This is a genomic window from Thalassospira sp. TSL5-1 (genome assembly GCF_001907695.1).
Lineage (GTDB): Bacteria > Pseudomonadota > Alphaproteobacteria > Rhodospirillales > Thalassospiraceae > Thalassospira.
Genome location: NZ_KV880637.1, coordinates 659,842 through 685,286, shown reverse-complemented (window position 1 = coordinate 685,286; position 25,445 = coordinate 659,842). Strand labels below are relative to the sequence as shown.

General features: G+C 55.8%; 21 protein-coding genes. 14 read left to right on the top strand and 7 right to left on the bottom strand.

The annotated features are described in order from the left end of the window. The first annotated feature begins 153 nt into the window (after window positions 1–153). The 4 genes from LF95_RS03170 to LF95_RS03155 all read left to right on the top strand — a co-directional run bounded on the left by LF95_RS03170 (window position 154) and on the right by LF95_RS03155 (window position 6,479). Window positions 154–1,221 carry a sensor histidine kinase gene (locus LF95_RS03170; protein WP_073953648.1) on the top strand — a complete coding sequence of 356 codons (1,068 nt, stop codon included), beginning with the start codon at window positions 154–156 and terminating at the stop codon, window positions 1,219–1,221. Beyond that, window positions 1,218–3,677 carry a two-component system response regulator gene (locus tag LF95_RS03165; RefSeq protein ID WP_083607479.1) on the top strand — a complete coding sequence of 820 codons (2,460 nt, stop codon included), beginning with the start codon at window positions 1,218–1,220 and terminating at the stop codon, window positions 3,675–3,677. The genes LF95_RS03170 and LF95_RS03165 overlap by 4 nt, the downstream gene beginning before the upstream one ends. A gap of 189 nt (window positions 3,678–3,866) precedes the next feature. After that, the gene (locus LF95_RS03160; RefSeq protein ID WP_073953647.1) at window positions 3,867–5,942 is read left to right on the top strand and encodes a methyl-accepting chemotaxis protein; all 2,076 of its coding nucleotides are present in this window, start codon (window positions 3,867–3,869) and stop codon (window positions 5,940–5,942) included. Between the two features lie 150 nt (window positions 5,943–6,092). Next, window positions 6,093–6,479 carry an MAPEG family protein gene (locus LF95_RS03155; protein WP_073953646.1) on the top strand — a complete coding sequence of 129 codons (387 nt, stop codon included), beginning with the start codon at window positions 6,093–6,095 and terminating at the stop codon, window positions 6,477–6,479. Window positions 6,480–6,562: 83 nt separating this feature from the next. Here the strand turns inward: LF95_RS03155 and LF95_RS03150 are convergent, their stop codons facing one another. Next, window positions 6,563–7,006 carry a MarR family winged helix-turn-helix transcriptional regulator gene (locus LF95_RS03150; RefSeq protein ID WP_073953645.1) on the bottom strand — a complete coding sequence of 148 codons (444 nt, stop codon included), beginning with the start codon at window positions 7,004–7,006 and terminating at the stop codon, window positions 6,563–6,565. Window positions 7,007–7,344: 338 nt separating this feature from the next. On the opposite strand from LF95_RS03150, the gene LF95_RS03145 reads away from it, so the two are divergent. The 5 genes from LF95_RS03145 to LF95_RS03125 all read left to right on the top strand — a co-directional run bounded on the left by LF95_RS03145 (window position 7,345) and on the right by LF95_RS03125 (window position 10,722). Further along, complete coding sequence (locus tag LF95_RS03145) at window positions 7,345–7,770, top strand: organic hydroperoxide resistance protein (protein WP_073953644.1); 426 nt, start codon at window positions 7,345–7,347, stop codon at window positions 7,768–7,770. Window positions 7,771–7,974: 204 nt separating this feature from the next. Beyond that, window positions 7,975–8,724: a Fic family protein gene (locus LF95_RS03140; RefSeq protein ID WP_073953643.1), complete on the top strand. Its 750-nt coding sequence runs from the start codon at window positions 7,975–7,977 to the stop codon at window positions 8,722–8,724. Window positions 8,725–8,789: 65 nt separating this feature from the next. Further along, entirely contained in the window at window positions 8,790–9,242 is a 453-nt protein-coding gene (locus LF95_RS03135; protein WP_371440805.1) for a YqaA family protein, read from the top strand. A 184-nt stretch (window positions 9,243–9,426) separates the two neighbouring features. Beyond that, window positions 9,427–9,792, top strand: coding sequence for a hypothetical protein (locus LF95_RS03130; protein ID WP_083607478.1), 366 nt, complete (start codon window positions 9,427–9,429; stop codon window positions 9,790–9,792). 330 nt (window positions 9,793–10,122) lie between these two features. After that, window positions 10,123–10,722, top strand: coding sequence for a LysE family translocator (locus LF95_RS03125; RefSeq protein WP_215905643.1), 600 nt, complete (start codon window positions 10,123–10,125; stop codon window positions 10,720–10,722). Between the two features lie 64 nt (window positions 10,723–10,786). On the opposite strand, the gene LF95_RS03120 is transcribed toward LF95_RS03125, so the two are convergent. Then, window positions 10,787–11,677, bottom strand: coding sequence for an AraC family transcriptional regulator (locus LF95_RS03120; protein WP_252509640.1), 891 nt, complete (start codon window positions 11,675–11,677; stop codon window positions 10,787–10,789). Window positions 11,678–11,869: 192 nt separating this feature from the next. Continuing rightward, entirely contained in the window at window positions 11,870–13,246 is a 1,377-nt protein-coding gene (locus tag LF95_RS03115; RefSeq protein WP_073953641.1) for an MATE family efflux transporter, read from the bottom strand. Window positions 13,247–13,654: 408 nt separating this feature from the next. Here LF95_RS03115 and LF95_RS03105 point away from each other — a divergent pair, with 408 nt between their 5' ends. The 5 genes from LF95_RS03105 to LF95_RS03085 all read left to right on the top strand — a co-directional run bounded on the left by LF95_RS03105 (window position 13,655) and on the right by LF95_RS03085 (window position 21,048). After that, window positions 13,655–16,459, top strand: coding sequence for an ATP-dependent DNA helicase (locus tag LF95_RS03105; RefSeq protein WP_073953639.1), 2,805 nt, complete (start codon window positions 13,655–13,657; stop codon window positions 16,457–16,459). Between the two features lie 137 nt (window positions 16,460–16,596). After that, the gene (locus tag LF95_RS03100; protein WP_073953638.1) at window positions 16,597–17,835 is read left to right on the top strand and encodes a hypothetical protein; all 1,239 of its coding nucleotides are present in this window, start codon (window positions 16,597–16,599) and stop codon (window positions 17,833–17,835) included. A 244-nt stretch (window positions 17,836–18,079) separates the two neighbouring features. Continuing rightward, window positions 18,080–18,523, top strand: a complete 444-nt coding sequence (locus tag LF95_RS03095) for a DUF2946 family protein (RefSeq protein ID WP_073953637.1) — start codon at window positions 18,080–18,082, stop codon at window positions 18,521–18,523. Between the two features lie 403 nt (window positions 18,524–18,926). Further along, complete coding sequence (locus tag LF95_RS03090) at window positions 18,927–20,309, top strand: PepSY-associated TM helix domain-containing protein (RefSeq protein WP_073953636.1); 1,383 nt, start codon at window positions 18,927–18,929, stop codon at window positions 20,307–20,309. Window positions 20,310–20,379: 70 nt separating this feature from the next. Further along, window positions 20,380–21,048 carry a Crp/Fnr family transcriptional regulator gene (locus LF95_RS03085; protein WP_073953635.1) on the top strand — a complete coding sequence of 223 codons (669 nt, stop codon included), beginning with the start codon at window positions 20,380–20,382 and terminating at the stop codon, window positions 21,046–21,048. Between the two features lie 92 nt (window positions 21,049–21,140). Here the strand turns inward: LF95_RS03085 and LF95_RS03080 are convergent, their stop codons facing one another. From LF95_RS03080 to LF95_RS03065, 4 genes are read right to left on the bottom strand one after another with little or no spacing between them, the layout of a single operon-like run. Next, window positions 21,141–22,040, bottom strand: coding sequence for an SMP-30/gluconolactonase/LRE family protein (locus tag LF95_RS03080; RefSeq protein ID WP_073953634.1), 900 nt, complete (start codon window positions 22,038–22,040; stop codon window positions 21,141–21,143). Further along, complete coding sequence (locus tag LF95_RS03075) at window positions 22,037–23,035, bottom strand: ABC transporter permease (protein ID WP_143181920.1); 999 nt, start codon at window positions 23,033–23,035, stop codon at window positions 22,037–22,039. The genes LF95_RS03080 and LF95_RS03075 overlap by 4 nt, the downstream gene beginning before the upstream one ends. After that, window positions 23,032–23,958: an ABC transporter permease gene (locus LF95_RS03070; protein ID WP_073953633.1), complete on the bottom strand. Its 927-nt coding sequence runs from the start codon at window positions 23,956–23,958 to the stop codon at window positions 23,032–23,034. Before LF95_RS03070 ends, LF95_RS03075 begins: the two co-directional genes overlap by 4 nt. Next, window positions 23,955–25,442: a sugar ABC transporter ATP-binding protein gene (locus LF95_RS03065; RefSeq protein ID WP_215905642.1), complete on the bottom strand. Its 1,488-nt coding sequence runs from the start codon at window positions 25,440–25,442 to the stop codon at window positions 23,955–23,957. The genes LF95_RS03070 and LF95_RS03065 overlap by 4 nt, the downstream gene beginning before the upstream one ends. Window positions 25,443–25,445: the final 3 nt, after the last annotated feature.

The following is a 25,445-nucleotide window of genomic DNA, read 5'->3' as shown; positions in this document are numbered from 1 at the left end:
TAATAGTGACTGAAAAATCAAATACTAAACGCGCTTTTTATGATAACTATACGAAAGAGAGGGCTTAAATCGAGCGTACAGACAGCTGATATATCCAACAGGTCCGGAATGCAGCTGTTGTATCCACAACAGGGTTGAATATCGGGGGATATCATGACTGAAGCGGATCAAACAATCCAACCATCGACACCGCCGGTGCTCTTTCCTAGCGAGGAAAATGACCGCTTTGGTCGCGTTGTCGAACATGCCCCCAATGCCATGATCCTCACCGACCCGCACGGCACGATCACAATGGTCAATGCTGAAACCGAAAAGGTTTTTGGTTATCTGCGCGAAGAATTGCTGGGCCAGGCCATCGAAATGCTGGTACCACAACGGTTCCGCCATCATCATTCCGGCCTGCGCGACAGTTTCATTCAAAATCCGGGTCCGCGCCCGATGGGACCGGGGCGTGATCTGTATGCCCTGCGCAAAGACGGCAGCGAATTCGCGGTTGAAATCGGCCTTAATCCCATTCCAATGGGCGATCAGATGCACATTCTGGCTGCCATTGTCGATATTTCCGACCGCAAAACACGGCAGGAACATCTTGAACGCTCCCTGCGCGAGAAAGAACTTCTGCTCGCCGAAGTCCATCATCGCGTAAAGAACAACCTGCAAATCGTTTATAGCCTACTCGACATGCAAAGTGCGCAAATCGACGATCAGGCCATTCGCGACATGCTGCGCGACAGTTGCAACAGGGTCCGTTCAATGGCGCAAATCCATCAAACCCTTTATCAAAGCGAAGATGTCTCACAGGTCGATCTCGGACATTTCTTCGATGATCTTCTCAAATCGCTTTATGCGTCTTATGTGGTTGATAGCAATCGCATTGCCATCAACACCAACATCTCCCAGGTTTTCCTGCCCATCAGCAGTGCCGTGCCCAGCGGGCTGATTGCCAACGAGCTTCTCTCCAATGCCCTCAAACATGCCTTTCCCGACGGACGAGAAGGCAAAATTGACATTTATGTGGGTAAAACCGGCGACAATACCGTGAAAATTACTGTCAGCGATGACGGTGTCGGTCTTCCCGAAAATCTCGATATTGAAAACTCGGCCAGTCTGGGTTTGCAGTTGGTCTATATGCTGGTGGACCAGCTTCACGGCAAACTGGACATCAGCCGCACCAACCCAACCTCACTCTCGATCGAATTCCCGCTGGCGGAGGCATCATGAGCGATACGCCCCTCAAAACCGGCACCTCGCCCTCGCCTTCCGCAAAACCCGGCACGCATATCATGATTGTCGAGGATGAACGCATTGTCGCCCTTCATCTGCGGCAACAACTAACCCGCCTGGGTTACGAGCGCGTCACGGTTTTCAGTTCCGGCGCCTCCGCCCTGGCCGCCATCATGGCTGACACCCCCGACCTGATCCTGATGGATATTCACATTGATGGCGATATTGACGGGATCGAAACCGCTGCTGGCATTCCACGCTGCCTGCATATTCCGGTCATTTATCTGTCCGCCTATTCCGAAGATCAAACCCTGGAGCGGGCCAAGCGCACCCACCCCTATGGTTATCTGATCAAACCGTTTGCCGAACGCGAACTGCATGCCACCATTCAGATGGCGCTGCAGCGTCGCAAGGTCGAGTTTGCCCTGAAACGCAGCGAGGAACGCCTCTATCTGGCCATGAAGGCGGCCAATATGACCTGCTGGGAAATCGACCTGCATACCCGCCAAATTGAAACCACCGGCCCCACCGGCATCCTGTATCCCGATGGCAATTGCAGCGGCATTGCCATTGATCTTGATACATTTCTCGAACGTGTCGTTTCAGAAGACCACACCGCCGTCAAAAATGCCTTTGACGAGGCCATTGCCAATGGCGATTTTTTTGATGTTGTTTTTCGCGCAAAAGACCCAGAGGACTCGATCTGCTGGTATCGGGCACAAGGCAAAACATTCGCCGAAACCGCGCAAAACCCGCGCCGTATCATCGGTATCATCCAGGATGTGACCGATCAACAAATCGCAAGCACCCGGCTGCGCCAGGCCTCGACAGTTTACGAAACCTCCCAGGATGGCATTCTTATCCTCGATACGGAATTGCGCATTACCAGCGCTAACCGCAGCTATGCCAACATCACCGGCGTTTCAATCGAGGATTCACTGGGGCAACGTCCGCATATTCTTACGCGCACAACATTTCCGCTGTCTTTTTACCGCGAAATGTTCAAATCCCTGGAAAGCCGCAAACACTGGCATCGCGAAATCAACACCCAAAATGCCAATGGCGATCACATCACCCTGATGGCGCAAATCATCGCAGTTGATTGCGATGACGGCAGCATTTCCCATTATGTTGCCATCATCTCCGACCGAACCGCCATTCGCCGTGCCGAAGAAGAACTGCAATATCTGGCCCATTATGACGGGTTAACGGGGCTGCCCAACCGCATGCTTGCCACCGACCGGCTGGAACGTGCCCTGGAACGTGCCAGCGCCCAAGGTGGGCGCCTCGCCTGCATGTTTATCGATATCGACAATTTCAAAACCATCAATGATACAATGGGCCACGGTGCGGGCGACCAGTTGCTTATTGTGGTCTCGCGCCGTTTGAAATCTCTTGTCAGCTCCACCGATACCATCGCGCGGTTGGGCGGCGACGAATTCCTGCTGACCACCGAAGACATCAAAGACCAGCATGCCGCCGCCGACCTTGCCAGTCGCCTGATCAAGGGATTGCGCATTCCTGTGAATATCGCCGATCGCGATATCAGCATTTCTGCCAGTATCGGCATCAGCATCTTCCCCGACGGTGCCCAAAACGCGCAGGACCTGGTGCGCCAGGCCGACACAGCCATGTATGCGGCAAAAAACAGCGGCCGGAACGGTTTTGCCTTTTACCAATCCGTCATGACCGACGATGCCACCCATTTCATGACCCGCAATCAGCAATTGCGACGTGGCCTGGAACGGGGTGAACTGGTCCTGTATTACCAACCGCAATATTCGCGCAAAACCGGCACAATGTCGGGTATGGAAGCTCTTATTCGCTGGAATCATCCCACCGAAGGGCTATTGGGGCCTGGCGAAATCATCCCGGTTGCCGAGCAAAGCGGCCTGATCAACGAAATCGGCCAGTGGGTTGTCGAGGAGGCCTGCGCCCAGGCCATGCGCTGGCGCGATCAGGGGCACCCTGCGCTCAAAATTGCCGTTAATGTATCCGTGCGACAGCTTCGCTCCGATGATTTCGTCCATATCGTGCAGCGCGCTCTGGCCATGACGGAAATTTCGCCAAGCCAGCTCGAACTGGAAATCACCGAAAGCACCATTCAAAACGATGTCCGCATCATCTCAAGGCTGCATGAATTGCGCCGTCTTGGCATATCCCTTGCCATCGACGATTTCGGCACTGGCTTTTCGTGCCTGGGTTCCATCAAAAGCCTGCCCATAGAGCGCATCAAAATTGATCAATCCTTTGTCCGTGGCATCCCCGATGATCAGGACAATACCGCCCTGACCGAAGCCATCATCGCGCTGGCTGCCAAGCTTGGCCTGGCTGTCACGGTTGAAGGAATTGAGGAAAAACCACAGCTCGATTTTATCAACAATCTCGAATGCACCGATTTTCAGGGATTTTATTTTTCCAGGCCCGTCCCGGCCGCACATATTTTCGACTAACCAGAAATCGCATTCCGATCACCATAAATTGCACATTGATATTGCAATATCGCGCAACCAGCACAATACTAAAGGTTAGCATATTCAATACCAATAATCGGAACAGCACATACCTACTCAAGGGTTCCTTCTCCTGCAACGCTCTGACGCCTTTACCTAAAGTATAGGCTCCTTATCAGGAAAACTGGGATGCGATTTTCCAATCTGTCACTTGGCACCAAACTGACCTGCGTCAGCGCCCTGGCAATTGCCGGCTGTCTGATTGTGGGTATTTTTCTCCAAACCGCACAGACAAATGCCACAACCGAGAAATTGACCCTTGGTGAAGCCGAAGCTGTCGCACAGCACCAGGCCTCCCAGGCCGGGCGTTTCCTCAATACTGGCATGCTGATCGCCAAAAACCTTGCCGGCACCTTTCGCGCCACGCGCGAACAGGGTGTCACTGACCGCAAAGCCTATAACGAAATCCTCAATCGCACGCTGATGGAAAATCCCCAGCTTGCCGGAACCTGGGCAGGGTTCGAGCCAAACGCGCTCGATGGCCGGGACGCCGACTATAAAAACGAAGGTGAACCGTTCGGGGATGGTAGTGGCCAGTACATCACCTATTATTACAACTTCGGTAGCGGTGTTACCCCCTATCACCTGACGGGTCTTGATAACACCGAAGTCAATGAATATTACACTGAACCCAAACGCACCAATAAACCCTATGTCACCGATGCCATAACCTATGACATTCAGGGGCGTAACGTTGTTCTCACATCCTTTGTCGTTCCGGTTCAGGACCAAAACGGCAAATTCCTGGGTGTTCTGGGGGCGGACCTCGAACTGAATGCCCTGTCAGAACGTTTTGCCAAACTTGCCCCTTTCGGAACCGGCACCGTCGATCTGGTTTCGGCCCAGGGCACATGGGTTGCGCATAAGGACCCGGCGATACGCGGCACAAAACTGGACCCATCCGACAAAACCCAGGCCGCCATTCTTGCCGCCATGAAATCTGACAAGCCCACGCAACTTGAGGATGACAGCTTCATGCGCATTGTTGTGCCCATTGCCATTCAGGGATACCCCAATCAGTGGGGTGTTGTGGTCAATGTGCCCCGCGCCACAGTTTATGACCCGGCCAATGCCCTGCGCAATGCAACGCTGATCGGCGGAACGGTTCTGCTACTGGTGGTTATCGGCGTCATTCTGATTTCGACCAGCCGTCTGGTCACTCGCCCCATGACCCGCGTTGCCGGGGTGATTTCCCATTTGCAACAGGGCAATTTCAATATTGCCATCCCCTATCTGGACCGCTCTGACGAAATCGGGGCCATTGCCAAGGCGCTTGAAGCTTTCAAGGAAGCCTCCGAGGGGATGCAAAAGGCCGAACGCGAAAAACGCGAGGCCGAACAGCACGCCAGCGAAACCCGCAACCGCACCCGCATGCAAATGGCCGATCATTTCGAGAAGTCGGTCGGGTCCATCGTGGTCCACGTTACGGGCAGTGCTGAAAACATGGAAAAAGTCTCGCACCGGATGCGCAATGCAGCCGATGAAAGCTCGCGACAAGCCGCCGTTGTCGCCGCTGCTGCCACCGAGGCCAGCACCAATGTACAAACTGTTGCGTCTGCCAGCGAGGAACTCTCCGCCTCGATCCAGGAAATCAGCGAGCAGGTCTCCCGCTCAGCCCAAATCGCAGGCAACGCGGTGGATGAAGCCTCGCGGGCCAATACAATGGTCACTGGCCTTGCCCAGGCGGCCGAACGGATAGGCGAAGTTGTCAGCCTGATCAATGACATCGCGGCACAGACCAACCTTCTGGCGCTGAATGCCACCATTGAGGCCGCCCGCGCGGGCGAAGCCGGCAAGGGTTTTGCCGTTGTCGCCCAGGAGGTGAAAAACCTTGCCAACCAAACCGCCAAGGCAACCGACGAAATCGCCCAGCAAATCGGCTCCATCCAATCAGAAACCCAAAACACCGTTGGCGCGATTGAGAAGGTGACACAAACCATCTCCGGCATTAACGAAATCACCTCGGCCATTGCTGCTGCTGTCGAGGAACAGGGGGCTGCAACTGCCGAAATTTCCGGCAATGTCCAGCAGGCTGCGGCAGGCACCAACGAGGTATCCTCCTCCATCGGCATCGTGCGTAACACGGCCGGAGAAACCGGCGAGGCCGCCTCAAACGTCCAGACCGATGCAACCGAACTGGCAAAACAGGCGCGCAATCTCGATCAGGAAGTCAAAAACTTCCTCAATCAGTTGCGCAATATCTGAACCCCGTTGCCCGTAACGCACCTTCCCATTAACGGCGATGATCCTTCATCGCCGTTTTTGCTGCTTGGGCGGATGTTTATAGCTGTTTGCGAAAATCTTTTTTCGCTCTACTCTCTGGCGAGCAACACTTTGGCATTCAGGAGGCCATCCATGCTGTACATTCCGGCAACCACCTTTCTGACCGGCATTTTCGCCCTGATGCTGGTGATTCTCAGCCTGAATGTTTCGCTCAGGCGGCGAGAACTCAGGGTGGCCCTGGGCGATGCCGATGACAGCATTTTGCGCCGCCGTATGCGCGCACATGGCAATTTTATCGAATATGCCCCGATGATGGTGCTGTTGTGCGCCGCACTGGAAATTACCGGCTATGCCACATCCCCGGTAATATGGGGGCTTGTGGCCGCCTTTATCATCGCCCGTCTGTTTCATGCCCTCGGTGTCCTGCACCTGCCGGGCGGTTCCCAGCCCATCGGTATGGTTTTACAACACATCACCATGATTGTCGGTGCCGTCATGCTGCTTGTCGGGCTGCTCTAGACCGTTTTCCCCCAACCGTATCTTGCTGTCGTAACCATCGCCTCCGCCATTTGCAATCCGGTGCGCCTGCGCCACAGAAGCACTCACCCTGCCGTTTTCTCCAGCGAATTACGCAATGTAATCAGCTTCTGATTAAGGTCGCTTAACGCTTCCATATCAAGGCCACAGGCTTCAAACACACAATCGGGCACGTCTTGCGCCTCGTGCTGCAGCTCGCGGCCCTTTTGTGTGACCATTACCCGCACCTGGCGTTCATCATCCCGGTCCCGCTCGCGTTTTAACAACCCCGCACTTTCCAGCCTTTTGAGAAGAGGCGTCAGCGTGTTGCTTTCCAAAAACAGCTTGCTGCCAATGCCGCGCACGGTCTGACCGTCTTCCTGCCACAGCACCACCATCACCAGATATTGTGGATATGTCAGCCCAATCCGGTCCAGTAATGGCTTGTAAATACGGTTAAAAGCATGCCCGGTTGAATAGACCGAAAAACACAATAGCTGATCGAGCGTCAGCGTCTGCTTATCTGCCATTTTTATCTCCCAAATAAGTACAACCCAAAAATTTAAATCGTGCACGATTAAATATCAAGCGACTTTATCGCATCACAGCTATTCTGAAAATTAAATCGTACGCGATTAAATCGTGCGGTATAAAAATATCAGAAGCTGCCTGGTTCCGCTGCAAGGAGCATGGCAGCAAAATCAGTCTGGAACGCCACAGGGGGTAAAAACGTTATCGATACACACTAAAATTGATCGTTACGTCGCCCCAACAACGTGCAACTGGGTTGCAACTACGATGATGCGCCCTATCCCATGCACATCATTGCGCATCGATCTTGAAACACTGAAAACCAAGGATGATGAAAATGTCTGTTAAAGTTCTGTACCGTACTTCTGGTTCTGCAACCGGCGGCCGTGATGGTCATGCCAAAACCGAAGATGGCTCGATCGAAGTCAAACTGACCACACCCAAAGAACTCGGCGGTGCCGGCGGTGAAGGCAACAACCCCGAACAGCTTTTCGCTATGGGCTATTCTGCCTGTTTCATCGGTGCGATGAAGGCCGCTTCCTCTCAGGGTGCCCCCAAAACCCCCAAAGACGCCTCGGTCAAGGCAACCGTTGGCATTGGCCCGCGTGATGCAGGCGGCTTTGGCCTTGACATTGACCTGCACATCTCCCTGCCGGGGCTGGACCGTGCCGATGCCGAAAAACTCATCGAAGAAGCGGACAAAATCTGCCCCTATTCCAATTCGCTGCGTGGCAATGTCGATGTTCGTCTTCACATTGCCTGATGTGAAACGTCATCTTTATGGCGGGTCACTCCCCCAGAACTGATCCGCCCATCTCCCGCCCGACACATCTCCCATGTGTCGGGCTTCTTTTTTGCAAAACCCGGCAAAACCACCTGCGTCAGCAATAAACACCCTTAACAAAAACCGCCCAAGCTGGTTTCATCCATCATCTGCACCATGCCACCTTTGGCGGAAAACACCGCAATGACGCCCAGCCTCGCCACCCTGCTTGCCCAAACCGACAGCGCCAAATCCCGGCTCACTGCCAAATTGCCACTGCCGCGCTACACGGCATCCTCGCTGCGCGAAAAACTTAATCTGGACTGGATCTATCATTCCAATGCGCTGGCCGGAAACAGACTTGCCCTGCGCGAAACCAAAGTTATTCTCGAAGGCATTACCGTGAGTGGCAAAACAATTGCCGATCATCTCGGTGTCATTCGCCACCGCGATGCCATTCATTATATTGAAAACAGGGCCACAAAGAATGCGGCCTTAAACAGCCAGGTCATCCTCGATCTTCATCACATCCTGCAAACCGTTCATGAAAATGCACCTACCCGCGTCGCCGCTTCCGAAAAAATCCGGGATCTGCTGGCACATCGGGCGACACTTCCTGCCATACATCCCCTTATTCTGGCCGCACAATGGCATGCGCTTTTTATCCAGCACGCCCCATTTCCCGGTGACAATGGCCGCCTTGCCCGGCTGCTGTTAAATTATGATCTGTTCCAGGCTGGTTATCCTGCAGCCATCATTCTGTGCACGGAAAAACCGCAATACACTACCGCCCTCAAACAGGCCGCTACATCCTCCTGCGATGCGCTTGCCATTCTGATTGCCAAGGCCACCCTGCGCACCCTTCACACAATGCTGGCCCTGCTCGCCCCTTCTGACCCGGCACTTTCATCGTCATCATCATCTTCATCATCATCACCGTCTGCCGAACCATAAATCAGGCTGACCTTTTTTAAACATTCCCATAGACCCGGCATGATGCGCGCGGTATCTCCCTGTTCATGATGTCAGCACTCCTGGTTTATGGCGGGCTGTTTTTATCCGCCTTCACATCTGCCACCCTGCTGCCCGGCTCGTCCGAGGCAGTGCTTGCCGCTTTGATTGCCGCAGGCAACCATGATCCGCGCCTGCTTGTACTGGTCGCTACCCTGGGCAATGTTACCGGGTCGCTCATCAACTGGCTGCTGGGTCTGGCGATTGAACGGTTTCGCCACGCCCGCTGGTTTCCCGTTTCCGAACGCGATTATCTCCGCGCCTGCAACTGGTTTTCCCGCTTTGGCCTTTGGGTACTGCTATTTGCCTGGCTTCCCGTTATTGGCGACCCCATCACCCTTGTCGCCGGGGCGATGCGCGTGCGGTTTGTACCCTTCATCATCCTGGTCACCCTGGGCAAGGCCGCCCGCTATGCCATGATTGCCGGTGCTGCGGGCTGGGTCACAGGCCTGTTTCAATAGCCAAAAAAACGCCCAATAAAACCCGGTAAAAACACCAAAACGCGCAAATAATCGAAAACACAACACCAATAATTTAAAAATAAAATATAAGTAATTTGCGAAATTTTGAAATTAATGATCTAATAAAATCAACAAAATCAAAAATATTATTATAAATTTCACAAATAAAATGGGAGAATAGTTAATGGATATGAAAATTCCGGAATGGGTAAAACCTGGTATTGTTGGCGGCATCATTGGCGCAATTGCCATCTCCATTGTCGGCTTTAGTGCCAACTGGGTCGTTTCCAACAGCACAGCGGCCGAAATGGCCACTGATCAGGGTGACACGGCCGTCATTGCGGCGCTCACCCCCATCTGTGTTGCACAATTCAAGGCCCAAACACCAACAAATCAAACCGCACAGCTTGCCGCCCTGGAAAAGGAAAGCTCGTATAAACGCGATGATTTTGTCGTCGATCAGGGCTGGGCCACCATGCCCGGCAGCGACACCCCGACAAAGGAAATCGCCGATTCCTGTGCCGATGAATTAATGAAAATGGTCGAATAAACGATCAAGCAGATATAGCTACCGCCGCAAAAGGGCAGCCGGGACCACCCCGTCTGCCCTTTTTTGTGCCCAATGCCCCGGCTTAACACCACAACATTGCCTGCAATCACCGGCATACTGCCTCGCCCCACAGACACCTCACATAGCAAGCCTCATTCGCCGGGCCGGTTAACAATCCAGTGCCGGAAAAATCCTGCCCCCATTTGCGGCGATTCAGGCCCAGCCAAAATTTTTGCCCAAATCGGCATCCCGGACAATTTTCTTCAATAATTTACGTTCGCAATCAGCTTACCTGTCAGAAACAAAAACCATCGCGACACAGGAAACGCTATGTCTGGCAGTCTCAGTCTTTATCTTTCAATGGCAACCTTTGCCCTGGTTTCATCCATCACGCCGGGGCCAGTCACAATTCTGGTTCTCGGGTCATCGGTGAAATACGGTTTTCAGCCCGCCCTGCGCCCGGTTTTCGGGGCAACGGCCGGGTTCTGCCTGCTGTTACTTATTGTTGGCTTTGGCCTGCATCAACTGATCATCCAGGTGCCCGAAATCACCCTGTTCATCAAATGGGCCGGGGTCGCCTTTCTAGGCTGGCTATCGTGGAAACTGGCGACCGATAACGGCAAAATAAACACCGACCGGGCCAACAAATCCCCCTCTGTCCTGGCCGGGGCTGCCGTACAATGGCTTAATCCCAAGGCCTGGATGGCATCTGTCGCCGGGACAGGGGTATTCATTGCCGATGGCGACCGTGTTCTGCTCTGGCAGTTTGTTATTCTTTATTTCGTTGTCTGTTTTTCATCGGTTGCCTGCTGGGCCGTCGCGGGGTCCTTTTTACGGCACTATCTCCACAACGAGGTTCTGGTACGTAATTTCAACCGCTGCATGGCCGCCCTGTTACTCGCCTGCGCGATTTACCTGCTTTTGCACTGAGTATGATCGCCGCCAAAGAAAGCCCTCCCCCCGGCAATTCCCCGGCATCGGGCCGAAAGGTCCATCAGGCGCACAAAACCTGCGCATATTGCCGGGGAGTTGCCGTCATCTGGCGTTTGAAAACCCGTTGAAAATGCGCCTGATCGGCAAAACCGCATTCCAGTGCCACATCCACAATCCGTTCCCCGCGTTTAAGGGCATGGCGGGCCCGCTGGATGCGGCAATTGGTCAAATAGGCGTGCGGTGTAATACCATATTGCTGGCCAAAGGCCCGCACCAGGGCCGATGGCGTCATATCCGCCTGCTGGCAAAGATCCGCCAGCCTTAAGGGTTCCTCGCAACGGCTGCGAATATAGTCCGCCACCCGGGCCAGCTTCCGGCCCTCCGTCTGCCCCGCACCACCGACACCACCGCCCGCGATCTCCTTGCGTTGGGTCTGCCCGCGATGCCGCCCACGCCCCGCCCGCGTCGATAGCAGGCTAAAAAAGCTGGTTGCCGCCGTTTCCTTGCCCAAAACCGGCACATCCGGGTCCGCCAGCACCCGGCCCAGCCGGGTAAGTTCGGCAAAAATCATCGGATCCTGGCTTAAAACCGGGTCGAAGGCGGCAAACTTGCCCCCGTCATCGGCATCATCTTCCGCCTGCACATCACGCAGCCAGGCCGTATCAACATATAACATCTGAAACGACCAGCCCTGCTCAACCAGCGGGTGGCAATCATGCACATCTTCCGGATTAATGAAAATGACCGTCCCGGTGGTCAGCTCATGTTTGGCCCGGCGCATTTTGCAGGTACTCGCCCCGCGCAAAATCGCGCCAATGGAAAAGGTATCATGCGTATGCCGATCCGACCGGATATTCCGCCCCTCGCGCACAAAACGCGCCTCGATAAACGGCATATCCGTATCGTGCCAAAAGAACTGGTTATGGCCACGTCCCTGCGGTTTCGCCATCATCTGATCCTGTCCATATCCTGTCGAAACAGCCAAATCAAAGCCTCAGTAATAACCATATCAAGGCCCACCCGGCAGCGCAATCACACACCCGTAAACCACGATCACGCTGCCCTCCCGGCAGGCGGTATTCTTCCGGGTCAATTGGCCAGGTAAATCCACCCGGCAAATCATCCCTGTCAATCATCCCGGCCTTTAAACCCGGCCAAAGCCCCCTAACCGCCGACAATGATGCAGCACAACCAAAAGGGTTAGAAACAGCAACAACATATCTGCCACGGGCCGGGCCAGCCAAATGCCACCTTGCCCCAACCACAGGGGCAGCAAAAATGTTGCGGGCAAGGCAAATAAATACGGTTTTGCCAGCCCCAGCAATGCCGCTAACGCCGCATCGCCAATTGCCTGAAAAAATGTTGCCACCATCATCATCGGGCCAACGGTAAAAAATGCCATCATCACAATGGGTAAAATGCGGGCCACTTCGCCCTGCACCTGCACATCAGGCACAAAGGCCCGCCCCAGCACCCCGGCAAATCCGCCCAATGCCAGTTCCATCAAGGCGCAATATGCCAACGCCACCAGCATCGCCAGTTTCAGGCTGCCAAGCACACGGCGCGTGTGCCCGGCTCCATAATTATGCCCGGCAACCGATTGCAACGCCTGCGCCAACCCCAAAATCGGCAAAAACACAAAACTTGTAACCCGCGTAACAATACCAAAGGCGCCAATGGTCACGGCATAGTGCGTTTCAGCCATTCCCGTCAGTTGCAAGGCGGCAATCACCGCCCCGGCCCCCAGCGCAATTCCAAGCATGCCCAGGCATTGCGGCACACCCAGCACCACAATTTCCCGCCAGGCACAGCCAAAATCGCGCAGCATTGTTTGCTCAAACCGCAAGGTTGCCCGGGGGCCTCGACGATAGGCCACAACCATCAAAAGGGCGGCCATCTGTGCCACCACCGTCGCCAGTGCCGACCCTGTCACCCCCAACCCCATTTGCGCGATCAGAATATAATTCAGGCCCATATTCCCGATGCTGACCAACAGGCTCAACCCCGCCATCAGGCCCGCGCGCCCTTCATTACGCAGCGCATCGCCATTCACGGCCAGCAAAAACATCACCGGCACCCCCGCCACCAGCACCGCCAGATACCGATACCCAAGCCCTGCCAGCAGGGCATTCCCATCTGCCAACAGCATCGTCAAAGCGGGACCCAACAGGGCAAATATCCCCATCAACCCCACCGCCATCATCAGGGAAAATCCATGTGCCCCGGCAAAAACCGCACGGGCCTGCACCATATTCCTGGCCCCCAAATGGCGTGCCAATACACTCGACATACCACTTCCCACCAGCGCAGCCAGGGCATTCATCACCATGAAAAAAGGAAATATCAGGGTCACGGCCGCCACCGCATCGGCCCCGGCATACATCCCCAAAAACACGGCATCAACAATCGCCAGCGTGCCATTCATGCCCATCACAAAAATGATGGGCAGCGCCGTTTTGGCAAATACCTTGCCAAGCGGCCCGTTTACAAAGGAACTTTGGGAAACATCCTGTATCGACATCCCGTTCTCCTGCCTTTCGGCATCCCGCCTGGGCCTGGCACGTCTCCCAATCGGGTTAAATGTGCCGGGTAAAATGGATGCTCGCATTGCCACCTGCGCGGAATGCAGGGTGAAAACAGTATGAAAACAGGGTCCGTTTCAGGAAATCACCCGGGCTTTACCATTGACCTGATGACAGGATCACAAGGTCATGCGAACGGCAGGTGCCGGGAACCGATGTTTTATATACCCATCCGCCGGTTGGTGGTCAATCGGCAGATCAAGATACAGCTTCACCCGCGATCCCAACCACAAAGGTCCCTGTTAAAACCGGCCCGGCCAAGGTGTCTGACAGCAATTTTCAAAACACCGACAAAAACCTGTTTTCGACAGTAGCGTCCCCGCACGGGAATCCCTATAGTCCCCCAAATGTTCGATGATCGTTCCGATACAAGGCCCCGTTTTTTGCCCCCCAACGCACCGGTCATGGTTGCCGGTTTGCGTCACGCTGTCTTTTTGACGCCCGATGGCGAAATTGACGAAATGCCCCTGGCCGCTGCCGCCCGCCGGGCACGCGATGAACGGCCCATCGTCGTGCATATGCCCGCCACGGCCAAACGCCTGCGGCTGGATGGTTTGTACGCCCACGACCTTTTGGAACTGTTTGCCTTTGTCCGCCCGGCGCAATTTTGTGTGCCCACCCCGCGCGGCATTGCCCTTGCCACCGGCCAGCGCGCGGCTGATGATTTGATCGGCCAGGCAGAGGCCCTGGCCGAAGCCATGAAACGCCTGCTTCAGGAACTTGCCGTTCTACCCGCCGAAAAACGCGCCCGTGCGCTTTCCATCGCCTGGCCGATGGCACGCGGCCAATGGCCGTGGGGGGTGCCGGTTTTGGCTGCCCTGGGCGCGGATGGCGATGGTCCACATCGCTTTGCTGTCTATGAAGGCCTTAAAATCTGGAAAAAGCTGGGCGAATGGTCTGAACATGCGCCGCCACCCCCGCCGGGCAACAACCCGGTTGAACCAACCGAAGCCCGTGAACGCCTGATCAAACTTTTGGGCGACGGGGCGGAGGAACGCCCACAACAGGCCGATTATTCATCGGCTGTATGTTCCGCCTTTGCCCCGCGCATGGCGGACGGCACCCCCAATATCGTATTGGCGGAGGCCGGGACCGGCACGGGCAAAACACTGGGTTATGTCGCCCCGGCATCGGTCTGGGCGGAAAAAAACGAAGGCGCGGTCTGGATTTCCACCTATACCCGCAACCTGCAACGCCAGATCGACAGCGAGCTTAACCGCCTGTATCCCGACCCGCGTGACAAACGCCGCAAGGCCGTGGTGCGCAAAGGCCGGGAAAACTACCTGTGCCTGCTGAATTTCGAGGAAGCCCAACGCCCCCTGGCCCAGCAACCGCGCCAGGCGATTCCGCTGGGCCTGATGGCACGCTGGGCGGCGGCGACCCGCGATGGCGATATGGTCGGCGGCGATTTCCCCGCCTGGCTGACAGAGCTGATTGGCACCCGCTTTACCTCTGCCCTGGCCGATCAACGCGGCGAATGTATTTACGCCGCCTGCCCGCATTATTCGCGCTGCTTTGTCGAAAAAACCGTGCGTCGGGCGCGATCGGCCGAAATCGTGGTTGCCAACCATGCCTTGGTCATGGTGCAGGCCGCCCTTGGCGGGCTGGATGATACCCTCATGCCCACGCGTTATGTCTTTGACGAGGGGCACCATCTGTTTGATGCCGCCGACAAGGCCTTTTCCGCGCACCTCACCGGGCAGGAAGGGGCGGAATTGCGCCGCTGGCTTTTGGGCGCGGAAAACAAGGGCAGTTCGCGGGCACGCGGCCTCAAACAGCGCCTCGAAAGCCTGATCCACGACCGCGAGGAACTGCGCGATGCGGTTAATGCCGTGATCGTTGCCGCCCAATGCCTGCCCGATCAGGGCTGGCTGATGCGATTGCAGGATGGTGTGGAACATGCCAGCGGCCCGGCGGAAATTTTCCTGGCGCACGTCAAGGCACAGGTCATGGCGCGCGCGGCGGAAAAGGACCGGGGCTATTCCATCGAAACCGATTGCAAACCGGCCGTAACCGAAGTCCTGGCCTCTGCTGCCGACCTCGACCGTGCGCTGGCCGCGCTTGAAAAACCGGCCAAGGCGCTGATCAAAATCATCGCCCATATGCTTGATGAAAAAGCCGACGAGCTGGATTCCGCCGAACGCCAGCGCCTCGATGCCGCTATCCGATCATTGGAGCGGCGCGCCATCATGCAGGTGGCCGCCTGGCGCGGCATGCTGGAATCATTGGTCGATGCCACGCCGGCAGAATTTGTCGACTGGTTCGCCATCGAACGCCAGTTTGGCCGCGATTTTGATATTGGCATGCACCGCCATTATATCGACCCGACCCTGCCGCTTACCGCCGCCCTGGCCCCCACCACGCATGGCATGGTGGTGACATCGGCCACGTTACGCGATGGCACCGGGGACGAGATGTTTGACTGGGCCGTAGCCGAGGACCGCACCGGCGCATCCCACATGCCGATGCCTGCGGTGCGTGCCGCACTCAAAAGCCCCTATAACTACCGCGAACAAACCCGCGTTTTCATCGTCAATGACCTTGCACGCGACAATGCCGACCAAATAGCAAGCGCCTATCGCGAACTGTTTTTGGCCTCCAACGGTGGGGCGCTGGGCCTGTTTACCGCCATTACCCGCCTGCGTGCGGTTTACGAACGCCTGACCGGCCCGCTGGATGAAGCCGGCTTGCAGCTTCTTGCCCAGCATATTGATGGCATGGATGTTTCCACCCTGATCGATATTTTCCGGGTGGAGCGCGATGCCTGCCTTTTGGGCACCGATGCCATTCGCGACGGGGTTGATGTGCCCGGCGACAGCCTGCGTTTAATTGTGTTTGACCGCGTGCCCTGGCCCCGGCCCGATATTTTGCACCGGGCGCGCAAGGCCGCCTTTCATGGTGCAAGATACGACGACATGATCACGCGCCTGCGCATGAAACAGGCCTTTGGCCGCCTGGTCCGCCGCGCCGAAGATCGCGGGGTTTTCGTTTTGCTCGATAACCGCATGCCCTCGCGCCTGCTCGGTGCCTTCCCCGAGGACGTTACGGTCCAGCGCGTCGGCCTGAAAGAAGCCATCACCCAAACCCGCCTGTTCCTGAACCCTGATCAGACCGGCGAGCCGGACGGGTTTGACGACGAATTACCGTTTTAAAGTATCCGTCTTGATCACGCCTGCCATCGCAGCGACATCATCTCAACCCCAAATAGATTTCAGTCAAATTTTCGCCATATTGCTCGCAAAGGTTGGGCCCTTGTCCCCACGAGCAACCAAAATATGGAGGAACAACCATGAAATCTGCATCGCGCCGGAACCTGACGCGCTGCGCCCTGTCGCTCCCCTTTATCCTCGCGGCAACGGTTTCCGCCCGTGCTGAAGAAGATCCCTGCCCGCCGCTGATTCCGCCGGTTGATATGCAAAAAATCATGACCGACCCGGACATGACAGATATGGAGCGGCTGAAATTGCTGCAAAATTCCGGGCGCGACATTCGGGAACCCGCCACATGGTCGGGCTGCCATACCGTTCTCGATAAAACCGATATTTATGCGCCCATTACAATCGAACCGGGCACCACGCTTAAATTCAAGGAAAATGCCGGACTAAACATTCATTCAGGTGGTTCCCTGGATGCGTCGGGCACGGCAGACAAACCGGTCACTTTTACCGCCGATGACGAAATGCCGGGTTACTGGTACGGGCTGTATTTTGACTCAAACAGCAGCAAAAACCGCCTTGTTCACAGCACCATCACCTATGCCGGTGGCGACCAGAAAGGCAGCGGCTCGCCCATGAAACGCGCAATAGGGGATTCCAACCCCGCCACCCGGGCCGTCATGGTCCATGAAGGGGCATCCTTGCGCCTTGAAAACACCCATATCAGCCACGCCAAGGGATATGGCATTGAAGTGCTGGGCGCGCTTCAGGATTTTAAAAACAATAAAATTGACCATACCGATGTTCCCGCCCGTCTGATCCCCGATACTGTCGGCATGATCGATGAAAACAGCACCTTTACCGACAACGCCAAAAACCGGATCGACCTTGTCGGTCTTGGCGCACTGAACAAGGATGCAAGCTGGGTTGATCCCGGCATTCCCTATATCTGGAACCACATGACCACCATTGCCGCCAATCTGGAACTTCAGCCCGGTGTTGAAATCCGGATGGGGACCGAAGCCCGCATGAGCATCAATCACAATGGCTCGCTCAAGGCGATTGGCACCGCCGAAAAACCGATTGTCATTCACGGTGTCAGCTCGGTCCCCGGATCCTGGGACGGCATTTATATCGAAAGCAAAAGCGACCAAAATGTCTGGAAATATGTCCGCGTTGCCGATGGCGGGGATGGGGGCAGTTTTAAAACCAGTGTCTATGTTGGCGGCTATCTTGATATCAGCGACAGCTGGATTGAAAACAGCCGCAATATCGGCCTGCTGGTCAATAAAAGCAGCGGCATTGATGCCACCATCAAAAAATCCGGCATCCAGTACAAAGACAACAAAATCGACTACCAGGAAAAAGACTAGTTCCTACCCGTCTCGTTGCTGCAAAATGGGTGTTTCCCGAAATTTTTCTCGGGAACACCTTTTTTAATGGCAAACTGTATTCACAAATTACCAAGCTGCCCCAAAAATACCGAAACACATCACCGAAACAGGGCAAGGCGGGAGAAAGACGGATTGCCATTCCAAAATAACGTCTCGCAAGTTTGACACTCTCCAAAAAACATTATATTGCACTCATATAGTGTCGTGGATCTGGATATTTGCCGTGCGCACCAACCGGGCTTCATCAGCTGGAACTCTGCGGGAGACCATCACATCGCTGGTGGCCTGTGTTCTGTTGATCAATACGGTTCTGTTTGGTTTTATGCACGCCCCGCTGGCCGCACAGACCCAGGGGCAAAATAACTATATCCCCATCCTGATCTGCACCTCCCACGGTATTCAGGCCATCCGCCTGCCTGGCAATGCCTTTGATGACAAGGCACCGCCAACAACATCAGGCCAATATGACAGTTACGAAGCCTATCAATGCGCCCTATGCGGCATTGGGCTTCATGCCATTACGCCAGGCACCTCGCCGGAAATTCCCGCAATTCACCGCATCCTGCTGTCAAATGCGGTTACGGCCCTTCACATTACCGCCCACGCACCGGATTTTTATCCCCGGTCGGGCTCTCCGCGCGCCCCGCCCCTGTCCCCTGCGGCATAAACGGGCATTAACCAACAGGGTTGTGCACCTCCGGCATGTCAACCGGCCCCACAACAGGCCAATCTGGCTGAGTGTTCCCGGATGTCTGCTTCCTGCCCTTTGGTTCAATCGTTGCATATCGGTATCTTGATCCGGCCGTGTCAAAGGTCCGGGCCATGCTTGACAAACATGTGAAATCACGCTGCCAAGCGTTGTTTTCCTATGCGTTCAGGCATGCCCTGCATCCTCGCACCTATGCAACCCTCGCTCCGTTCTGCCGCCCTGCCTGCTTTCTCCTGCAACGCTGCTGCCCAATGGCACGGTGCGCTGTCCAGTCGACATGCCATACCGGTCAGACCAGGTTCCGTCAGCGCCCGTTGCAGGATCACTTATGGTTGGAATACCAATGGCATAGGGGACAACAATGCCAACATCTTCTTTAATATCCCCCCGCAACACAGGCGGAAAAAACGGGGCAAATGGCACCAACGGGTTTTATCGCGCTGTCTGGCGCTGGCATTTTTATGCCGGGTTGTTTGTGCTGCCTTTTATCATTTTAATGGCGCTCACCGGCGGGGCCTTTCTGTTTCACCACGAAATTGATAATTACGTTTATTCTGATCTGAAACAGGTCCCCGCCTCGCCGGCCGCCCCCCTGCCCTACAGCACCCAAATTGCCGATGCCCTGGCCCATCAGAATGGCAAAGCCGTCAAACTGACAACGCCCAACTCACCAACCGGCAGCACCGAAGTCACCATTGCCGATGCCAGCGGTGTGCGCCACGCGGTTTATGTTAACCCCTATAATGGTCAGGTTTTAGGCGAACTCATGGATCGGGGCACCATCATGTGGACGATCCGCCATATTCACAGCCTGGTCGAATTTGGCACCTTTCCCAACGCCCTGATCGAAATTGTCGGTGGCTGGACCATTCTTCTGGTTCTGACCGGCATTTACCTGTGGTGGCCAAAACCAAAGGATGGATCATCCCGCCTGGCCATTCGCGGCAAACCGGGCAATCGCCGCTGGTGGCGCGACAGCCACGCCGTGATTGGGCTTTTTGCCGGTTTTTTCATTCTTTTTCTGGCAACAACAGGCATGCCCTGGTCGGTGTTCTGGGGCAAATATGCCAACCAGTTCGCCAATGGTACGCCAACGGGCTATCCGTCCGGGGTGCGGGTGAATGTGCCGCTTTCCACCATCCCCATGATCGATGCTTTCGGCAATACCGGCTGGACCACCGAAAACGCTCCGCTGCCCCAATCGGTGGATACCGCACCGCACGCCATTGGCATTGATGAAGCCACACGCATTCTGAATGACCTGGGCATGACACCGGGCTATGCCGTCAGCTTGCCTGTCGGCGATCGCGGGGTTTACAGCGCCTCGATCTATCCCAACGACCTGTCACTGCAACGCGTCATTCACCTGGACCAATATTCCGGCAAACCGCTGATCGACATGTCCTATGCCGATTATGGCCCGCTGGGCCGGGGACTTGAATGGGCGGTCAATGTCCATATGGGGCAGCAATATGGCCTGGCAAACCAGTTCGTGATGCTCTCAGTGTGTGTCGCGCTGATTTTTATGGCTGTCTCCGCTGGTGTCATGTGGTGGAAACGCCGCCCCAGCGGTCAAATGGGGGTGCCCCCTTTGCCCCGCGACATGCACAAGGTTTATGGCGTCACGGCCATTCTGGCGATTGGCGGCATCATCTTTCCGCTGGTCGGCCTGTCCATGATCATCATTCTTGTGCTTGATCTTCTTTTTGTTGTCCGCCCGCGTTTGCAGCTTCGCAACGCCTGATCACCGCCTGTTTGGGCGCACGGCCAATTATTGTGCCGTGCGTCTTTCCCGCAAACAAAAAGGTCCGGTCATGAACACAGATGAAGCCCTGCGCCAGATCCTTCCCCATGCCGAGGAAAAAAACCACCTCGTCCCTGCCGGCCATGTTCTGGAAACAGCACACGGTGCCCTTAACCATGTCTGGCTGCTCACAGACGGGCTGGTTATTCAGGGATTTTACAACAGCAATGGCGAACGCGAAATCTGCCGTGTCTATCGCGCTGGCGACATTATCGGCCTCGAAGCCGTTGAACCCGTTGAAAACGAAACAGCCCAGGGCAATCCGCCCCTGACAACCGAAACAGTCACAAACAGCTGCTTCATGCGCATTCCGCTGCATCGCCTGCGTCAGGAACAGGCCATCAATCTGGCTGTGGCCCACGGCATTTCGCATTTGCTGTGCCGCGAAGTCATTGCCAGCCATTACTGGAAAATCAATATCGGGACTGGCACGGCCATTCGCCGCATTTGCCGGTTCCTGTTATGGGCCTCAAGGCGCGATCATTGCATTGTGCCGCCCCGCGAAAAACTGGGTAGCATCGTTTCGGTCACAACCGAAACCGCCAGCCGCACCATCGCCAGCCTGCGCCGACAGGGGTGCCTGACCCCCGATGAAACACCCCGGGGGATCGAAATGCGCATCAACCGCCAGGAATTGCTCCATCACGCGGGCGAATTCTGGGACAATCGCGCGGCCTGATAACAGGCCGCGCCCCCGCTGTAAGACAAATAATGCCAGCCTTGTCGTCAAATCAGGGTCAGGATCAATAATCCCGCTTACGCCCCCTGGCCCTATGATGCCGCCGTGTTGACATGAATGGCATAAACGCTGGTTGTTGCCGTAATCAGCAATTCATTGCCGCGCGGCCCGCCAAATGTCAGGTTCGATACGGTTTCGGGTACCAAAATTTTGCCCAGCAACACCCCGCTGGCATCGAAGCAATGCACGCCATCCGCCGCCGATGTCCAGACATTGTCATGGCAATCCACCCGGAAGCCATCCGGCAGGCCCGGATTAATAGACGCAAAATCCCGGCCATTTTCCAGTTTGTTGCCCGAAACAACATCATAAACGCGAATAACCGACGGCACGCTGTCATCATGGCTGCGACCAGATTCCGCGACATAAAGCCGCTTTTCATCGCGCGAAAAGGCCAGCCCGTTAGGCTGGGAGAAATCATGCGCCACACTGGCAAGTTCCCCCGTAACCGGGTCGATGCGAAACACATTATGACGGCTTTGTTCCGGGTCGGATTTATACCCTTCATAATCCGATAAAATGCCATATGTCGGGTCGGTAAACCACACGGAGCCATCAGACTTCACCACCACATCATTGGGTGAATTCAGGCGCTTGCCCTCAAATTCGTCGGCCAGCACGGTAATCGTGCCATCATGCTCCGTCCGGGTAACAGAGCGTGTGCCATGCTGGCAACTGACCAGCCGGCCCTGTGCATCACGGGTATTGCCATTGGCAAAATTGGAATTTTCCCGAAACACATTGACCGTGCCATCACACATCCAGCGATATATTTTCTGGTTGGGAATATCGGAAAATAACAGGCACTGATGGGCCGGGAACCACACCGGGCCTTCGGTCCATAAATGCCCGCCCGAAAGTTTGCGCAGGCTGACATTCAACAACACCAGATCACGAAACCGATTGTCATAAATTTCATAGGGGCCGTTCATACCCTGCCTCCTTTTTTACTGGCCAGCACCACCACCGACACAATGATCAGTCCGGTCAAAATCAGGCGCACACCGGCGCCAAGGCCATAGGAATTCAACATCGATACCAGCAAGAACATGAACAGGGCCGCCGCCCATATCCCGGGCACATTTGAATTCCCCCCGGCAATCGAAGACCCGCCAATCACAACCACCGCAATCGACATCAGCATATATTCGGTGCCCATATTCAGGTTTGCACCGCCCGAAAAACTCGCCAGCAAAAAGCCGGTAAACCCGGCCAGCACCGCACAGCCAACATACACGCCAAAATGCACCGCCGTGACCGGCACACCCCCCAGGCGGGCGGCCCGTTTGTTCTGCCCGCTTGCCAAAATCCAGCGGCCGATAATCGCACGTTCCAGCACAATCCACGCCAGGACCGATACACCCAGTGCGACAAGCGCCACATTGGGAATACCCAGCGTCCCGCCCGTGGCAAAATCGGCCAGGCCTTCGGGCGGTTTGATGCGCAAGCCCCGGTTGGACCAAATCGCTACCGACTGAAACAAAAAGGACGAGGCCAGGGTGGCAATGATCGGCGGAATGCGCATCAGCAAAATCAGGCCAAAATTAAACAGCCCGCAACCCAGGCCCACACCAATGGCAATCAACAGCCCCGGCACCACCAGCGCGCCGTCGCTTGCCATAAATTTCAGGGCCACCGTCCCTGCCAATGTCATGGTCGCGGGAATGGAAAGGTCCACATTGCCCGGCCCCAATGTTACAACAAACATCTGGCCGATCCCGACAATCACGGTAAAGGCGGCAAAGGTAAATGCGGCATATAACAGCGATCCGGCCTCGGCCCCGCCGCCCGATCCGGCCATCATCGCGGCAATAAATGTCGCCCCGGCGGCCAGATAGGCCCAAATCCATGCCTTGCGCGATACCAGGCCCAACAGGGCCGTCGCACCGCGCGGCGCGGCATTTTGCACGTTATTTTCAACACTCATGCCAGGGCCTCCCGACGGGTAAAGACAAGGCGCACCGCCAGAACCAAAATCAAAATCGCCCCCTGTGCGCCAATCTGCCAGTCCGATGACAAATGCAAAAAGGACAGGAAACTGGCCGCCAGCGTCAGGGTCATCGCCCCAATCACCGCCCCGATGGGCGACACCCGCCCGCCGGTAAATTCACCACCGCCCAAAATCACCCCGGCAATCGACAGCAGGGTATAGCGCAGGGCAATATTGGCATCCGCCGAAGTAGTTAACCCCACCAGCGCCATGCCCGATAAAACCCCGAACAGCCCGGCAATGCCATAGGCCGTGGCCTTCAGGCCCAAAACGGACCATCCCGACCGGTCAATGGCCTGGCTGTTGCCGCCCACACCGCGCAACAACACACCCAGCGAAGACCGTTTGATGAAATAGTGCATGATCAGCCCGATCACGATGGGCGCAATAATCGCCACCGGCACCAGGGGTGGCTTGGCCTTCATCATCGCATTCAGCCATGCCGGGGCCGACCCGCCGGGCGAGGGCAAAATCAAAATCGCCATGCCCGACCAAAAAAACGACATGCCCAGCGTCACCACAATCGCAGGCAGCCCCCGGGCATGGATAATCGCCCCCATTGCGGCATAAACGGCAATCGCACCCAGCAGCATGGCATAGCCCACAAACGGGTCGCTTTGCACAAAGGTGGCCGTCACGCAGGCACAAAAACTAACGAACGTGCCAATCGACAAATCAATGTCATTGACCATCAAAATCATCATCTGGGCAACGGTTGCCAAGGCAACAGGCACCGCCAGATTAAACAGCAGGTTTAACCCGAAATAGCTCATGGCGCGGGGTTGCAGGTAAAACACGGCTGCCAGCAACAGGCCCAGCGACAAAACCGGCAGCAAAATGCGCAAATGATCACGGTTCATGATGCAGCCTCCTCCATCTCGAACGAAGCACGCAGCATGTTTTCCTCGGTAATGGCATCCCCGGTCAGTTCGGCAGCAATTTCACTATCGCGAAACACGAATACCCGGTCACATTCCAGAATTTCGTCGGTTTCCGTCGAATACCACAGGAAGGTGCGGCCCTTTTCGGCTTCATCGCGAACCATCCGGTAAACTTCCTTTTTCGTGCCCACATCCACACCGCGCATCGGGTCATCCATCACCACAATCGGGGCCGAAGATGCCAGCGCACGGGAAAACAGCACCTTTTGCTGGTTGCCGCCCGACAGCGACAAAATCGAACGATCAAGGTCATCGGTCTTGATTTTGATTTTCCGGTGCCAGTCCTGCGCCAGCTTTTTCTCGGCCTTGCGATCCACCAAAAACGACCGGCTAAATTCCACCAGGGTCTGCAAACTCAAATTCCGCAGGATCGACCATAGCGGCATCACGCCATCGCGTGCGCGGTCCCCGGCGACAAACACCACCGCCGGGGCGCGGTTTGCCCGCCAGTCCGATGAGCGTTCCAGATAACACTGTGCCAGCGCCTCGGCCTGGCCGTGCCCGGCAAGGCCCGCCAAACCGACAATTTCGCCCTTGCGTGCCGTCAGGCCATTTTTCATGCGCAAAACTTCATCGCCCAATTCGCGCTGTTTGCGCCCTTCGCCACTCTCGGCCCCATCAGGCACAACATGGCCCATCGCATCCACCAGGCTGTCGCGGGTAAAGTTTTTCGCATCATCATTGGCAATAATGCGCCCGTCTTTCATCACCACCATGCGGGTGGCGACATCAAAAATCTCGCCCAGCATGTGGGAAATAAAAATGACCGCCCCGCCAGCAGCACAGAACTTTTTAATATAGGCCAGCAACTGGTCGGCAATCGAACCATCCAGTGAGGATGTCGGCTCGTCCAAAATCACCAGCCGGGCATCAATGTCGCGCCGGGAAAAGGCAATGGCAATTTCCACCATCTGCCGTTCGGCAATCGACAGGTCACCCACCACACAATAAGGATCAATACCGTGACCGGGAAAAACCGCGTCCAGTGCGGCCCGAACAGCCGTTGCCGCATTGCCCCGCCAATTGCGCCACGGCATATTGCGGTAGGGAATGCGCATATTTTCCAGCACGGTCAAATTCGGGCACAGTGATAATTCCTGAAACACACTGCGAATGCCTGCCTGCCGCGCCCGCAGCCCATTGCGAAAATCGGCCTTGCTTTCGGCCCCGTCATAGCGGGCCTCGCCCGTTGTCGGCGACAAACGGCCATTAATCACATTCACCAGGGTGGATTTGCCCGCACCATTATGGCCGACAACCCCCACACATTCGCCGGGTATAATGTCCAGAGCCACATCACTTAACGCCCGGACCGGCCCAAAAGACACACCAACCCCGGCCAGGGAAATGATCGGCACCTCCCCGGTGCCGATCCCGCCCATCTCCTTGCGGTTTACCGCCATAAT

Coding starts and splice junctions, on each gene's coding strand:
- LF95_RS03155 (WP_073953646.1), top strand. CDS start 6,093: ATGCTGTACATTCCGGCAACCACCTTTCTGACCGGCATTTTCGCCCTG.
- LF95_RS03140 (WP_073953643.1), top strand. CDS start 7,975: ATGACGCCCAGCCTCGCCACCCTGCTTGCCCAAACCGACAGCGCCAAA.
- LF95_RS03100 (WP_073953638.1), top strand. CDS start 16,597: ATGAAATCTGCATCGCGCCGGAACCTGACGCGCTGCGCCCTGTCGCTC.
- LF95_RS03120 (WP_252509640.1), bottom strand. CDS start 11,677: ATGATGGCGAAACCGCAGGGACGTGGCCATAACCAGTTCTTTTGGCAC.
- LF95_RS03070 (WP_073953633.1), bottom strand. CDS start 23,958: ATGAACCGTGATCATTTGCGCATTTTGCTGCCGGTTTTGTCGCTGGGC.
- LF95_RS03065 (WP_215905642.1), bottom strand. CDS start 25,442: ATGGCGGTAAACCGCAAGGAGATGGGCGGGATCGGCACCGGGGAGGTG.
- LF95_RS03165 (WP_083607479.1), top strand. CDS start 1,218: ATGAGCGATACGCCCCTCAAAACCGGCACCTCGCCCTCGCCTTCCGCA.
- LF95_RS03170 (WP_073953648.1), top strand. CDS start 154: ATGACTGAAGCGGATCAAACAATCCAACCATCGACACCGCCGGTGCTC.
- LF95_RS03080 (WP_073953634.1), bottom strand. CDS start 22,040: ATGAACGGCCCCTATGAAATTTATGACAATCGGTTTCGTGATCTGGTG.
- LF95_RS03150 (WP_073953645.1), bottom strand. CDS start 7,006: ATGGCAGATAAGCAGACGCTGACGCTCGATCAGCTATTGTGTTTTTCG.
- LF95_RS03130 (WP_083607478.1), top strand. CDS start 9,427: ATGGATATGAAAATTCCGGAATGGGTAAAACCTGGTATTGTTGGCGGC.
- LF95_RS03115 (WP_073953641.1), bottom strand. CDS start 13,246: ATGTCGATACAGGATGTTTCCCAAAGTTCCTTTGTAAACGGGCCGCTT.
- LF95_RS03125 (WP_215905643.1), top strand. CDS start 10,123: ATGTCTGGCAGTCTCAGTCTTTATCTTTCAATGGCAACCTTTGCCCTG.
- LF95_RS03135 (WP_371440805.1), top strand. CDS start 8,790: ATGATGTCAGCACTCCTGGTTTATGGCGGGCTGTTTTTATCCGCCTTC.
- LF95_RS03160 (WP_073953647.1), top strand. CDS start 3,867: ATGCGATTTTCCAATCTGTCACTTGGCACCAAACTGACCTGCGTCAGC.
- LF95_RS03105 (WP_073953639.1), top strand. CDS start 13,655: ATGTTCGATGATCGTTCCGATACAAGGCCCCGTTTTTTGCCCCCCAAC.
- LF95_RS03085 (WP_073953635.1), top strand. CDS start 20,380: ATGAACACAGATGAAGCCCTGCGCCAGATCCTTCCCCATGCCGAGGAA.
- LF95_RS03075 (WP_143181920.1), bottom strand. CDS start 23,035: ATGAGTGTTGAAAATAACGTGCAAAATGCCGCGCCGCGCGGTGCGACG.
- LF95_RS03090 (WP_073953636.1), top strand. CDS start 18,927: ATGCCAACATCTTCTTTAATATCCCCCCGCAACACAGGCGGAAAAAAC.
- LF95_RS03145 (WP_073953644.1), top strand. CDS start 7,345: ATGTCTGTTAAAGTTCTGTACCGTACTTCTGGTTCTGCAACCGGCGGC.